The 14711-nt window shown below is 43.5% G+C and carries 10 protein-coding genes; 6 read left to right on the plus strand and 4 right to left on the minus strand.

Annotated features, from left to right (window positions below):
• Nucleotides 1-120: 120 nt before the first annotated feature.
• Complete coding sequence (gene mutY / locus NZ848_RS13940; RefSeq protein WP_259015988.1) at nucleotides 121-1191, minus strand: A/G-specific adenine glycosylase; 1071 nt, start codon at nucleotides 1189-1191, stop codon at nucleotides 121-123.
• 299 nt (nucleotides 1192-1490) lie between these two features.
• On the opposite strand from mutY, the gene NZ848_RS13945 reads away from it, so the two are divergent.
• The 4 genes from NZ848_RS13945 (at nucleotide 1491) to NZ848_RS13960 (ending at nucleotide 5929) form a co-directional block, all read left to right on the plus strand.
• Entirely contained in the window at nucleotides 1491-1775 is a 285-nt protein-coding gene (locus NZ848_RS13945) for an HU family DNA-binding protein (RefSeq protein WP_101728035.1), read from the plus strand.
• 72 nt (nucleotides 1776-1847) lie between these two features.
• Nucleotides 1848-2678, plus strand: a complete 831-nt coding sequence (locus NZ848_RS13950; protein ID WP_259015989.1) for a tetratricopeptide repeat protein — start codon at nucleotides 1848-1850, stop codon at nucleotides 2676-2678.
• 329 nt (nucleotides 2679-3007) lie between these two features.
• Complete coding sequence (locus tag NZ848_RS13955; protein ID WP_101728037.1) at nucleotides 3008-4558, plus strand: Rne/Rng family ribonuclease; 1551 nt, start codon at nucleotides 3008-3010, stop codon at nucleotides 4556-4558.
• A 102-nt stretch (nucleotides 4559-4660) separates the two neighbouring features.
• Nucleotides 4661-5929, plus strand: coding sequence for a DUF2264 domain-containing protein (locus NZ848_RS13960; protein ID WP_259015990.1), 1269 nt, complete (start codon nucleotides 4661-4663; stop codon nucleotides 5927-5929).
• A 28-nt stretch (nucleotides 5930-5957) separates the two neighbouring features.
• Here the strand turns inward: NZ848_RS13960 and NZ848_RS13965 are convergent, their stop codons facing one another.
• From NZ848_RS13965 to NZ848_RS13975, 3 genes are read right to left on the minus strand one after another with little or no spacing between them, the layout of a single operon-like run.
• On the minus strand, nucleotides 5958-8105 hold the full coding sequence (locus tag NZ848_RS13965; protein ID WP_259015991.1) for an FN3 associated domain-containing protein: 2148 nt from the start codon (nucleotides 8103-8105) through the stop codon (nucleotides 5958-5960).
• Nucleotides 8106-8148: 43 nt separating this feature from the next.
• A complete protein-coding gene (locus NZ848_RS13970; RefSeq protein WP_259015992.1) occupies nucleotides 8149-9603 on the minus strand; it encodes a DUF1501 domain-containing protein in 1455 nt (484 codons plus the stop codon).
• Between the two features lie 39 nt (nucleotides 9604-9642).
• Nucleotides 9643-11988, minus strand: a complete 2346-nt coding sequence (locus NZ848_RS13975; RefSeq protein ID WP_259015993.1) for a PSD1 and planctomycete cytochrome C domain-containing protein — start codon at nucleotides 11986-11988, stop codon at nucleotides 9643-9645.
• Between the two features lie 301 nt (nucleotides 11989-12289).
• On the opposite strand from NZ848_RS13975, the gene NZ848_RS13980 reads away from it, so the two are divergent.
• Both NZ848_RS13980 and NZ848_RS13985 read left to right on the plus strand, forming a co-directional pair.
• Complete coding sequence (locus NZ848_RS13980) at nucleotides 12290-13444, plus strand: threonine aldolase family protein (protein WP_259015995.1); 1155 nt, start codon at nucleotides 12290-12292, stop codon at nucleotides 13442-13444.
• Nucleotides 13445-13617: 173 nt separating this feature from the next.
• Nucleotides 13618-14709, plus strand: a complete 1092-nt coding sequence (locus NZ848_RS13985; protein ID WP_259015997.1) for a creatininase family protein — start codon at nucleotides 13618-13620, stop codon at nucleotides 14707-14709.
• Nucleotides 14710-14711: the final 2 nt, after the last annotated feature.

A 14711-nucleotide genomic window follows, 5' to 3' on the forward strand; every position in this document is an offset into this window, starting at 1 on the left:
TCTGTTTTGAATGTATGTCGTTTTGAATAAGAACAAATTTAATAAAAAACCATAATACTTTCTAAGATGCGCGTCCAATTGTTTGGTATTCAGACCGCAACCATTTTCAGCCCCTCAGCACTACTTCTGAAATTCCTTATGGTGCAATTTCAGGTACTTTTCTATCAGAACAGGCTTGGGCAAATCTTCTACTTCTTCCCACTCAAAAAAAGTGTAATTTGGCGGCAATGGCACATTCATGTTACCATCCACATCCAGATGCCAGAACCGCACCTCTATACGCTGGTGTGTCAGTATATGCCTGTAAACCTCAGATGTACTTCTGATAATAGCGTGTGGCAATAATGCCAGCAGAAAATCATTATCGGTTAATTCAATATCCATCAGGCTTCCTGGGCTTTCTACCAGATAAAAATCGTACAGCCCTTCCCAAATATCTTTTGGCCCGCGTTTGGCCATCAGTAACTTACCGGCCTTTTCAATTACAAAATAATCAAAGAAACGGCTGCGCACTTTTACTTTTTTCAGTTTCACAGGCAGTATTGCCTGCTTGCCTTGCAGGTTTGCCTGGCAGGAATCCTGAAAAATACAGAACATACAGCCGGGATTGACCGGCGTGCAATAAGTAGCCCCGAACTCCATCACCGCCTGATTGTGCGTACCCGGTTCCTCTTCTGAAATTAACTCGTTGGCCAGTTCGTTAAAAATCTTTTTTGCCTCATGGCTGGCTATGTCAGTTTCAATACCAAATACTCTGGCCAAAACTCTGTACACGTTTCCGTCGACTACTGCCACTTTCTCGTTAAATGCAAAAGAGGCAATGGCAGCTGCGGTGTATGGGCCTATGCCCTTCAGTTTTACCAGTGCTGCATAAGTATCCGGAAATATGCCATTTAGAGCACCTGCAATAATTTGGGCTGTCTGGTGCATGTTTCTGGCTCTTGAGTAATAACCCAGGCCTTGCCACAGCCGCAAAACGTCTTGTTCATCGGCATTGGCCAGTGCTGTAACTGTTGGGTATTTCTCAACAAATTTATTGTAGTAAGGCATGCCCTGCACAACTCTGGTTTGCTGCAGTATAACTTCAGATAACCATATCTTGTATGGGTCGTTTGTATGCCTCCAGGGCAGGTCTCTTTTGTTACTGAAATACCATTTTCTGAGTACTCCGGAAAACGTTTGTCTTTCCAATTTTTATTGAAGTTTTCTTAACAATCGCTTATTTTTTCTTTTTTAAAACGTTTGTTTTACCTATAAAAAAAATATAACTCACTAATTATTAAGCAATTATATAAAAAAATACTAAAATGTTTTTGGGATACTAAGTTTAAAACCCATATCTTTGCAAACCCAAAATAAACCCAAAGAGTTTGGAGAGGTTGAATTAATAGAACTGAGCGTCTGCTTTTATTTTGTTTATTAAGTCCTTTCAATTCAATAGTTATCTTGGTAAAATTCAATATTAAAACCTTAAAAAATAAGTTACGATCGTGACTAAAGCAGAAGTAATTTCAGCGATTGCCGACAAGACTGGCGTGGACAAAGCAAGTGTATCATCTACACTTGAGGCATTTTTTAACACAGTAAAAGACACATTGGCACAAGGAGATGCTGTGTATGTCAGAGGTTTCGGAAGTTTTGTAAACAAGAGAAGGGCTGCTAAAAAAGCTCGTAACATTTCTGCTAAAACTACGGTAACCGTACCGGCTCACTCTGTTCCGGGCTTTAAGCCAGCCAAAGAATTTACGGAACAAGTGAAAGCCAACGTAAAATAATTTCATTGCCCGAAAGGGCTTATCGACCGATTGTGGGTAGTGCAATGCACTACCCACGGTTATCAGAAACTTATGAAAAAACAATTTTTGATTATAATTGTAGCAGCGATAGCCCTCACGGGCTTTCTTTATTATCGCCCTAAAGTGGTTGTTAAAAACGAGGCGAAGTCGAACCGTGATAAAGTAGCCGACAACAAAGGCCCTGCCACAGCAGACAACCACAAAGACGATATTGCCACGCAGGCACCGAAGTTATCGCCGGAGCAGGAAAAACAAATTGCCGACTTGAAACAGAAGCTAACCACAGCCGCTGACAAAAAAGCTGTTTATAACCAATTGGCAGAAACCTATGCACTTGGTAACAGATTTGACAGCGCCGCTGTGTATATAGAAAAAATTGCCCTGGCCGCGCCGAGCACCGAAAACTGGATGAGAGCCGGTGATGCCTATTTACAGGCATATAATTTGGCATTGAAACCCGAAAACATTGAGTATCTGGCTAATAAAACCCGTAATGCATATCATAAGGTTCTGGAGAAAAGCCCAAGACAGCTACAGGCCAAAACCAACCTGGCTATGACTTACGTACAGACAGACTCGCCTATGCAGGCCATTATGATGCTGCGCGAAGTATTGGCAGAAGAGCCTAACTACGAGCCGGCGCTGATGAACCTGGGTGTGTTATCGATGCAGTCTAACCAGTATGCCAAAGCCGCCGACCGTTTCAGACAGGTGTTGCGTATCAACCCTTCAAATGCCAATGCGCAGTTTGGTTTAGGATACAGCCTACTTGAATTAGGAGAGAAAGACCAGGCAAAAAAGATTTTGCTTGACCTGAAAGAAAAAGTGAAAGACCCTACTTTATTACAAGAACTCAACAAGACTTTGGAGAGTATAAAATAATTCACTATCTTTGCGGTTCGATAAAAAACACCGTGCCACGGTCTCCCCTGTTGAAAGGCAGAGGAAAAACATATAAATAAATTATTGAATTAAATACCCCTTACCGACCAGGGGTTTATAATCTTTTACAATTATGCCTTGCGGAAAGAAAAGAAAAAGACACAAGATGTCAACTCACAAAAGAAAGAAACGTCTTAGAAAAAACCGTCATAAGAAAAAATAATCTTTCTTTACTTTGATAGTCATAGGCTCCAGTAATTTGTGCTTATGACTATCAAAATCCATCATTTAGCCAAAACAATATCTAACCTCTTGATTCTACCTCAGTATTGAGCAACGAATTATATATCAGTACCACACAGAAAGGTGACAGGATAGCCCTAGTACAAGACAAACGGCTACTTGAATATCACTTTGATGAGACGGAACACCAGTTTTCCGTCGGAGATATCTATTTGGGTGTAGTTAAGAAAGTTGTACAGGGCAACAACGCTGCCTTTGTAGACGTCGGCTACGATAAAGATGGTTTTCTGCACTATAACGAAATCATTTCGTACAATTCTCTTAGTAAATTTGTTAAAGACGTTATTGCCAAACGTCCTGTCAATCTTCGTCTGAAAGGTTTTCAACTTGAAAAAGATATAGACAAATTAGGTAAGATAAACGAAGTTGTTACCAAGAATACCCCTATTCTGGTGCAGGTCGTGAAAGAACCTATTTCTACTAAAGGCCCGCGGCTATCCTGCGACATCTCGATTGCCGGCCGGAACATAGTTCTGGTACCTTTCAGTACGTCTGTTAATATCTCCAAGAAAATCACCAATAAGCAAGAGCGTCAGCGTTTACATAAGCTGGTTTCGTCTATCAAACCTGAAAACTTCGGGGTGATAGTAAGAACCGTAGCCGAAAGCAAAGACCTTGACGAATTGAAGAGAGATATTGATTTTTGTGTAGACAAGTGGGAGTCAGGGATGAAAAACCTTAGGGATGCCAAACCTCGTGACCGCATCATCAGCGAAATGGATAGAGCATCTTCTATTCTGCGTGATATGCTGAACGATGATTTCGACAATATCTATGTTGATTCGAAAGAAAATTTTGATGGTATCAAGAGCTTTTTACATACCATTGCCCCAGAAAAAGAGAAGATCCTGAAGCTCCATACCGGAAAAACAAAACTTTTTGAGCAGTTCGGTATAGAGAAACAAATTAAATCTTTGTTTGGCCGCTCGGTAAGCCTACCAGGTGGAGGGTACCTGATTATTGAACACACTGAAGCGCTTCATGTAATTGACGTAAACAGTGGCAATAAATCAACACAGGAGGGCGACCAGGAGTCTACCGCGCTCACTGTTAACCTTGAAGCAGCCAAAGAAATTGCCCGCCAGTTGCGCATGCGCGATATGGGTGGTATTATAGTGGTTGATTTCATTGACATGAAGAAAAACGAAAACCGTCGTTTGATTCAGGAAGCAATGAAAGAAGAAATGAAAGGCGACAGGTCTAAATACACCATTCTGCCTATTTCTAAGTTTGGCCTGCTACAAATTACCCGCCAGCGTGTACGCCCCGAAATGAATATTGTAACCCGCGAAACCTGCCCAACCTGTGGCGGTACGGGTACAATTCAGGCAAGTATTGTTATTACCGATTTAATTGAAAATAATCTGGACTATATCCTGTCGAAACAAAACGAGACAGGCATCAGCATTATACTGCATCCGTTCGTTTACGCTTACTACCGTGAAGGTATCATTTCAAAACAAGTGAAGTGGTTCCTGAAATACCGTACCTGGATCAAACTCGTAAAAGATTCATCTATCGGTATCACCGAGTTTCATTTCATCAACAAGCACGGGGATGAAATCGAAATAAGCTAATTATTCCTTTTTCTTACTGCATTTTTATTTCCGGCACATCTGTTTGTGTGGGTTGTTTGCTATTAATTTTAGGCATAAATTGCTTTAAATTATATTCAACCCATGAACCGCAGAGACTTTATCCAGAAAAACACAATGGCTGGCTTTGCCATTGCAGCGTCACCAGTTATCTCACAGGCCAACCCTGCCCCTGAAAAAGAAGATACGCGCCTTTACTGGGCAAAATTACTTTATAAAATTGCCGAACCCGTTCTTAAGAATCTGAGCGAAGGCACCTTGCAGAAAAACTGGCAGGTAGAACTGAGCCCAATCTGGGACAACCGCAATGCCAAAGTTGCTTTTCTGGAAGGCTTTGCCCGCACCATGACAGGCATTGCCCCCTGGCTGGCCCTGCCTGATACAGATAACGAAGAAGGCAGACTGCGCAAAAAACTAAGAACTTATGCACTGGGCAGTATTAAAAACAGCGTTGACCCGGCTAGCCCCGACTACATGCTCTGGCGAAAAGAAGGGCAAACACTGGTAGATGCCGCCTTTCTGGCACAAAGTTTCCTGAAAGCCCCTGAGGCTCTCTGGCAACCATTAGATGACACCACCAAAAAAAGGGTTATTGAAGAATTCAGATTGCTGCGCAGGGTAGTACCGGGCAACAATAACTGGCTTTTATTCTCTGCGATGGTTGAGGTTTTTTTACAATTTGCGGGGGAAGAAGCAGACCGTTTCAGAATAGATTACGGGCTCAGGATTATTGAGAGTTTTTATGTGGGCGACGGCTGGTTTAAAGATGGAGAAGTTTTTCACATGGACTATTACAACTCGTTCGTGATTCACCCAATGATTGTAGATGTGCTTGACACCCTGCTGAAAGTACAAAAAAGGCAGTGGCCGGATAGAAAAAATCAGGCTCTTGAAGAACAGTATATCAAAGCCGTGAAAAGAATGCAGCGGCAAGCCGATTTTCTGGAAAGATTGATATCTCCCGAAGGCTCATTTCCTCCTTTTGGTAGAAGTATCACTTATCGCTTAGGTGCCTTTCAGGCATTGGCGCACACGGCGCTTTTACACCAACTACCGGAAGGTGTAAGCCCGGCACAGGTACGCTGTGCAATGACAGCCGTTATGAAGCGGATGTTCGGCCAAGAAGGTGTTTTTGATAAAGCAGGATGGCTGACCCTCGGTTTTGCAGGGCACCAGCCGGGCATTGCTGATTCATACTCTAACGCGGGCAGCATGTATCTCACCTCTTTGGGATTCCTGACTTTGGGCTTGCCCGAAACCGACCCGTTCTGGTCGGCACCTGATGAAGAATGGACCCAGCAAAAAGCATGGTCTGGCAAGCCATTTAAAAAAGATAAAGCAGTAAGCTATTGATTAGTAACCAAACGGCATCCTGAAAAACTTAGTTGAGGAAGATTTCATCAACAAAAAACCAGCCCGGCTTCCCTTTTTCCGGATGCCACTTAGGCAATTTTGGTAGTGGTTTCACTACTACTTTTATTACTTTATAATCACCGGGTCTGATAGGCACATTAATACCCATGTTTACAGCATTCTGCATTTTATCGGGCTGCTCCGGCACTATTTTTTGAAGTTTCTTGAGGTCTGCCTCACTGCTCCCCCCCCATACTTCAACAGTAGCAGGCGGCATAATGTGCGACCCCGGCTTCATTAAATAGCTCAGGGTTATCGTGCTTAAAAACGTTGGCTTCTTAAATTTCAGCAGGCTCACAAAATCTTCCTGCTGGTAACCCAGCCAAGCCGCATCGCCGTGATTATCGTTCGGGCCTTTCTTTAAATCTATCAGGTTCCTGGCGCCCTTGCCTGCATACTGCGGTTTGGGTAAGGTAAGCAAAATGGCTGTATCAGCTACAAAGCCGGCTTTAAAGAAAGTGTAAGATACTCTGTTACTTGCAAGCCATCCATCTTTGGTGGCCAGCGCTTTTAAACGGGTATAGCTATCAACAACCAATGGTTTGGTGTATATCGTTCCGGTGGTTGAGTCAGGGTCTGTGCCATCTAAAGTATAATGAATCTGCACATTCTTTAACGTATGTTTAAGCTCTACCGGTATGCCTTTTTTAAGTATAAAATCTTCATTAACCAGTATCGGCGGATTCAGTTTCAGTACTTCTTTCGGATTCCCCCTGTAACCTGTATCAAATACAACCCCCGGATACTTTTTAGCAAATTCCTGAATTGCCACTGAATCTAACGAAGTATTCCATACGAAAACTTCTTTTAAAGCTGGCAACACCATTAATTTTTGTAGTTGGGCTTTTCCTACTTTTGTACCTGACAATGTAACAGAAAATAATTTTTTGTTTTGTGCAAGCTGGTCTAAAGTACCACCTGAAATATCAGTCTGATTCAGATTGAGTTTTTCAAGATTTCTGAATTGGGCAATTAGCTTAACATCTTCGTCTTTCACAGGCATTTTTGACAGGCTCAGTTCTACCAGTTGCTCTTTTACTTTAGCCAGATTCTCAAGTGACTTTTTATCGAATTTCCGACTAACAAAAAACTCGGCCTCCAATGCCGGAGACCCGGCTGCCAGCGGACTTACCACACAAAAAGGTGTGTTGACGTCTGTCAATGTACTTTCAGATGCCTCGGCGAAATCGTAAGTTTTTATACTATTGCCACTGCCCGCCATTTTCAGGGCCATTGCTCTGGTTTTTGATGCCTCCGGATAATCCTTCACCGTTTTTTTTATGTTGGCGCCTTCCTGTATCCAAGCACTCAATAAGGCAATTTCTTCAAAAGTCAGCTGTTCTTTGCCTTTAGGCGGCATGTGCTCTTTTTCTTCAAGCGGTAAGTGTACCCTTTGCAGCAATAAGCTATGCAGGGTATCTCCGGCTTTCCATAAAGCGCCATGCTTACCCCCTTTCAGTATTTTTTCTACGCTGCTCATGTTCAGTTCTCCTTTTACTTTCTGGTCGTTATGGCATGCCATACATTTCTTTTCCAGAATCGGCACAATAGAGACAGCATATAGATTGCTTTCAGTCGAAAAATCTGACGATTTCTTTTTATTCTCAAAGGCTTCCAGTACATAGTTCTCACCATGCGTGATAGCCGCCCCATAGTGACCGGCTAAAATGAAAAGCACTAGACAGAATACTGACAGGTACTGAAGTAACTTTGTTTTTTCGCTTAAATATTCATAAAACCAGGTTAAAGCATAAGTAAATACACTCACGCCTACACCTGTCCACTTATGCCATTGCAAAAGACCGGCATCGTATCCACCCTCTCTCGACAGGAAAAAACCCATCAAAGCAGCAATACATGACGTAAGCGCCGTAATGATGAGCATCAGCCTCACAAAAAATGTATAGCTTTTGGGTTCAATTTCTTTCTTCATCAGTATTATGAGTACCAGTACAATTGAAAACCCGATTGGTAAATGCAGAAGCATTGGGTGAAGCCTGCCAAACGGGCTTACCCAAAGAGGCACCTTTACTCTTTCTTCAAAAAAGAGCAGAAAAATGAGCAGTAAATTACAAACTAGTAAAAGATACGAACTGGCTTTATAGAAACGATTCATCGAAGTGTTCAGGGTGCAATAGATGTTTCAGACAGGTGGAAAATCAGGCAATGATACCGGGCACCAGCTTACCGGCCACGTCGGTGAGCCTGTATCTTCTGCCTAAATGCTTATAAGTAAGCTGCTCATGGTTAAGACCCATCAGGTGCATCACAGTGGCATGGAAATCGTGTATATGCACGGGGTCTTTAACTATATTGTAACCAAACTCGTCTGTTTCTCCATAAACTATGCCGGGCTTTACCCCACCGCCCGCCATCCAGATGGTGTAGGCTCTGGGGTGGTGGTCACGGCCATAATTATCTTTTGTAAAGTTGCCCTGGCAATAATTGGTTCTGCCAAATTCGCCGCCCCATATCACAAGCGTTTCGTCTAACAGTCCTCTTTGTTTCAAGTCCATTATTAAAGCTGCCGACGAACGGTCAACGTCTTCGGCCTGCAACGGCATTTCGTTAGGCAAATTACCGTGCTGGTCCCATCCCTGATGATACAACTGCACGAAGCGCACGCCCGATTCAGAGAGTTTTCTTGCCAGCAAAGCATTGGCCGCATAAGTACCCGGCACCAGGCATTCAGGGCCATACATTTTTACGATATGGTCTGGCTCTTTTGATAAGTCTGTCAACTCAGGCACAGCCGTTTGCATGCGGTAGGCCATTTCATATTGCTGCACTTTGGCCTGCACTTCGGGGTCGCCATTGGTCTCAAAGCCCAGGTTATTAAGTTCTGCCAGTTTATCCAGCATACGCCTGCGCGATTCTTTATCAATACCTTCTGAATCTTTCAGATACAGAATCGGGTCTTCTCCGCTACTGAACACCACGCCCTGATGGATAGAATCAAGAAAACCGTTTGTCCACAGTTTAGAGTAAACCCCTTGCCCGTTGCCTCTTCCGCGCGACAATAACACGCAAAACGCAGGCAGGTTTTTGTTTTCACTACCTAAACCGTAGCTCATCCAGGCGCCCATGCTCGGGCGATTCCCAACCTGTGCTCCTGTCTGGAGGAAAGTCAGCGCGGGGTCATGATTTATGGCCTCGGTGTTCATGGTTTTTATGATACAAAGCTCATCCACAATCCTGGCCATGTTGGGAAACATATCGCTTACCCATGCGCCAGACTGACCGTATTGCTTAAACCCGAAATAAGACCCAACCAGCGGAAATTTGGTCTGGTTGGCGGTCATACCAGTCAGCCTCTGCCCTCCTCTGATTGACTCGGGCAGGTCTTCACCTGCCATTTTATTGAGCAAAGGTTTATAATCGAAAGTTTCAAGCTGAGAAGGTGCCCCATTCTGAAACAGATAAATTACTCTTTTGGCTTTGGGTGCAAAGTGAGGCAAGCCAAGCGGCAATTGTGCCGTGCTTTCATCTCCGCCCCTGAAGAGGTCAGGAATCATCAATGAGCCCAAGGCCAAACTGCCCAGGCCCACAGCCGATTTGCTCAGAAAATGCCTGCGGTTAATATTCAATCTGTTTTTGAAAAATTCGTTTTCCATCAGTGAAAATTAAAATCAGTAATTGGTAATTCAAAACGGCTAAATGCGGGTAATGGCCTCTTCCATGTTATACAACATCTGAATAGTTTGCATCAAAGCAGCGGCCGAAGCCTTGTCTTTTACTGCTTCATGTTTGTATTCACCTATATTCAGTAGCCTTTCGGCTCGCTTTATATCTTTTTTAAGTAACCCTGACTCTTGCGCAAAATACTGCTTCACAATGGTCATTTCCTTTTCGGTCGGCTTTCGGCAAAGCACCTTTCTGAAAGCCTTTTCCAGTTTTGTATCATAGTTACCGATTTCAATCGACAGCTTTTCAGCCATTACCCTTGAGCCTTCAATCATCTGCGGGTCGTTCATCATTACCAGTGCCTGTAAAGGCGTATTGGTACGCACGCGTTGTACCTCGCATTGGTCACGGTTACTGGCATCAAAAATCAACATGGCAGGTGGCGGAACCGTTCGTTTAATGAACACATACATACCACGCCTGTATAGGTCAGATTCATGGTCCTGCACATATCTTGACAGCGTTCCGCGGCCAGAGGTTGCCACTTCCCACAACCCTTTGGGTTGATACGGTTTAATACTTGGCCCGCCGATTTCATCATTTAGTATGCCACTGCTCGACAAAACATAGTCGCGTACGTTTTCTGCTGGTATTCGAAGGCGCGAACTCCTTGCCAGATAAATATTCTCAGGGTCGGTGTTAAGGTGTTTCTTTGTTACCACTGAAGACTGCCGGTAAGTGGCCGACATTACCATCTGTTTTACCAGCCTTTTAACATTCCAGCCTTTTTCTCTGAAATCAACCGCCAGCCAGTCGAGTAATTCGGGATGAGACGGTAGTTCACCCTGCATCCCGAAATCGCCCAGTGTTTTTACAATACCTCTGCCAAAAAACTGCGCCCACAGGCGGTTCACATATACCCGTGCCGTTAAAGGATTTTTAGGGTCAAGCATCCATTTGGCTAGTCCCAGGCGGCCTCTTCCGTACTTTAGGGTATCATAAGGCATTACCCTTTGCGGCAGGCCAAAGGTTACTGAGTCGCCGTGCGAATCATAATTCCCGCGGTTCAGCACATAGGTTGTCCGGGTTTTGGTAGTATCTTTCATTACCATTACCATCACTTTTGCGGTGTCTTTTTTATTGATAAACCTCAATAAAGACTTTACGTCTGCATCGGTTATAGCCATGTTCGGCGGGTCGGCAAAAGAGGCATCTATGGTTCCGAAAAGACCCTTTTCAGGCACCTGGTTAAAGAAAGCAAAGGTGCGGTAATAATCTTTCTGAGAAATCGGGTCATACTTATGGTCGTGGCATTTGGCGCATTCAAATGTCAGCGCCAGAAAAGACTTGCCAAAGGTATTGGTGCGGTCGGTTACGTATTCTATCCGGTATTCTTCGTCAATTACCCCGCCTTCCTGTGTTATTTTATGATTCCGGTTAAATCCGGTTGCCAGTAGCATTTCTTTTGAAGGTTTACCGCTTCCGTCCGGATTCGGCAGCAGGTCGCCGGCTAATTGCCAGCTCAGAAACTTACTGTAAGGATAATTCTCATTATAGGCATGAATCACCCAGTCTCTCCAGGGCCACATGGTACGCAGCCCATCGTCCTGGTATCCGTGCGAATCGGCATAACGGGCTACGTCCAGCCAGTAGGTGGCCATTTTCTCGCCGTAGTGCTTGCTCTTTAATAGTTCGTCTACAATTTTTTCATACGCATTTGACGAATTGTCATTCAGGAAACGGTCTTGCAAGTCTACACTTGGCGGCAGGCCGGTTAAGTCGAGGCTTACACGTTTCAGCAATTGTTCTTTTTCTGCCTCATCATTGGGTTTCAGACCCTTCTCACGCATTTTGTCATACACAAAATTATCTATCTCGTTCACCACCCAATCTTCATCGGCTTTAGGCACCGTTGTTTTACGTGGTGCAATAAATGCCCAGTGTTCTTTATATTTTGCACCCTGCTTAATCCATTTTTCTATCAGGTCTATTTCATGCCGGGTCAGTTTCAGGTTTGATTCAACCGGAGGCATCAGTTGGCTGGAGTCTTTGGCTGTAATTCTAAGAAACACTTCTGACAAATCCGGATTTCCGGCCACAATGGCATGTGCCTTTGGGTTGTCTTTCAGCGCAGCATACGCGCCTTCCGGGGTATCCAGGCGCAGGTTCGCTTCGCGGGTTTTGGCGTCCGGGCCATGGCACTTAAAACAACGGTCGGATAATATCGGGCGGATATGAAAATTATAGTCTACCTCGTCTGGTATAGCCGATGTTTCTGCTGAAGCGCTGGTGCAATTCCAGACCACAGAGGCAATGCCAACCGTAATAAGGCAAAGAAGAAAAAGGTATTTAATTTTTACGGTTAAAGTTTTCATTAAGGGTGTTTGAATAGAGATGGCCCAAAAACAAAAGTAGTATTTTTTATAGAAAAAATGAAATTATTTAAAACATTATTAAATTATTTTAAAAATTCAATTCTGCTCATTTACACCCCTGTTTTCTGCGAAAACATGGCTCCAAAGGCCATATTTTATAATTTAATTGAATAGATTTTAATAATTACGCTAAAGTAGCCAGAACGACTATCCTATTGCACCAAAAAATCAGTTTTTTCGATGCAATACCTAAAAAATTATATTTAATTTTAGTGATTCCTCTTAAATCATTCGCAAACTTATGAACCATCTACACCGCAGAAATTTCCTGAAGCTGTCTTCTGCCTTTTCGCTGGCACCTGCCTTTGCTGCCAACGCTTTTACAACTGAAAACCCACCTATTGACGTGCTACCTGCCACTGTTAATTTTGTATCAGACGGGCTTGTGCTTAATCCGGCGGCTTATTCACAATTACTGGCAGATATTACCAAAAAAAAGAACCTGACGGCCGACTATTATTCTCAGAACGGCTGCGTAGAAGAGCTGGAAACAAAAATGGCAAATCTGCTGGGCAAAGAAGCCGCCGTTTTTATGCCAAAGGGTACATTGGCTAATCATCTGGCCATACGGACACAGGCAGGAAAAAACAGCAGGGTGATTCTTCAGCACGAAAGCCATGTGTATAACGATACGGGAGATTCCACCCAGATACTCTCCAATCTTAATCTGGTTCCTTTAGGTTTAGATAAGGCAACTTTTACGGTTGAAGAAGTAAGCGAGGTACTGAAAAGAACAGCAGGTGGCAGAGTGGCTTCTAAAGTAGGGGTTATATCTATTGAATCGCCGGTACGAAGGAAAAACGGACAATTGTTTGATTACGAACAAATGCAGCAGATTTCAGCTCTTGCCAGAACCAATAACATTAAAATGCACCTTGATGGTGCGCGGTTATTGCTGGCTTCTGCCTATACAGGTATCAGTCCGGCTGCTTATGCCTCTTTATTTGATACCGTTTATGTCTCGCTTTACAAATATTTCAATGCGGCATCAGGGGCTATTCTGGCGGGACCAAAAGAACTGATAGCCCCAATGTATCATGAAAGGCGGATGTTTGGAGGCGGTTTGCATCAGGTCTGGCCTTTTGCAGCGGTGGCGTTACATTATCTGGATGGTTTTGCCGACAGATATGCCAAAGCTGTAAACATTGCCGAAGACCTGATAAAAAACCTCGATGCGCATGGGGCATTTAAAATTGAGCGTATTACGAACGGAACCAATATTTTTAAACTGACAGTGAAAGGCATAGCCTCAAAAACATTTGCAGAAAACCTGAAGAAAAATGGTATTACAGCCAGGCCGAATGAAAGCAATGGTTTTAATCTTCTGGTAAATGAGTCATTGTTGAGTAGTAATGCATCTACTTTGGCTCAGGCGTTTATAAATAGTTTGAAATAATTGTTTTCCACCTAAAAAACACCCAATGAATTGGGCGACTAATAAAACAAAGGTTAATTTTTCTGCAAGAATACCGGCATAAGTCGGTATAAAAATAAACTATTCTGTTGTTTTGAAAGCCAGTAAATTCATACACTGTTTTTAAAAATATCGGTCCTTTAATAATATAATTCATGAAAAAAATCTACTCCCTCATACTCCTGAGCATCACCCTAAACAGTTTTGCACAAAATAATATTCCGGCTACTAACGAAGCCATCTATCTGGAAGATATCAGTTGGACATCTGCTCGCCAAATACTCAACAGTGAAACGGTGGTTGTCATTCCCCTCGGTGCAGGCGCCAAAGAACATGGGCCTCATTTGCCTCTGTCGACTGATTTTCTGCAAGCACAAGAGCTGGCTAAAAGAGTAGCTGCCAAAAAAAAGGTGGTTATTACACCCACTGTCAGTTACGGGTTTTATCCGGCTTTTCTGAAATACCCCGGCTCTACCAGTACTACTTTTGCAACAGCCACCAATATGGTGGTTGAGATAGTGAGAAGTCTGGCTGGCTATGGCCCCCGCAGGTTTTATATTATTAATGTGGGGGTAAGCACCACCCCTACCCTTGAAACAGCCGCCAGAACGCTGGCAGATGAGGGCATACTGCTCTATTTCAGTAGGTATGACCGCCCTGCTTTCGATAAAGCAGAGGCTCGTTTCAGAACTAAAACTTATAGCGGCCATGCCGATGAATTGGAAACCTCTAATGTCCTAAGCATCCGCCCCGATTTGGTTGATATGGACAGCGCCGTTAATGATTCGAGCATGAAAGGCAAAAGCGGAAGTATGACCCCCATCATGATTGAGGGCGGCAATCTGAATACCAGTGGTATCAACGGCTATGCAGCTTTGGGAACCAGAGAAAAAGGAGAAAAGAACATGGCATCGTTTGCGCATGAATTAATGAAAGAGATTGACAGCATAGCCACTTGCGCCTTACCCAAAGTAAAAAACAAAACGGCTGAGTTTGCCCAATACATAGGCACTTATGTAGATGCCACCGGGCGCAAACTGGAAATAAGCCAGAAAGACAATACACTGCACTTTATCTGGAACGGGCGAGACACACGAAATTTCTTCCATCTTTATCAGGATGCCCCCGATTATTTTTCGTCCATGAATATGAACATACTTTTTGTAAAAGATGAGTCGGGTGCGGTAAAAAAAGCCTGGTGCCAGTTCAGGGGCGAGAGGTTCTGGGTTACAAAGGCAAGCCAATAATT

Source organism: Emticicia fluvialis (genome assembly GCF_024793945.1).
Classification (GTDB): Bacteria; Bacteroidota; Bacteroidia; order Cytophagales; family Spirosomataceae; genus Emticicia; species Emticicia fluvialis.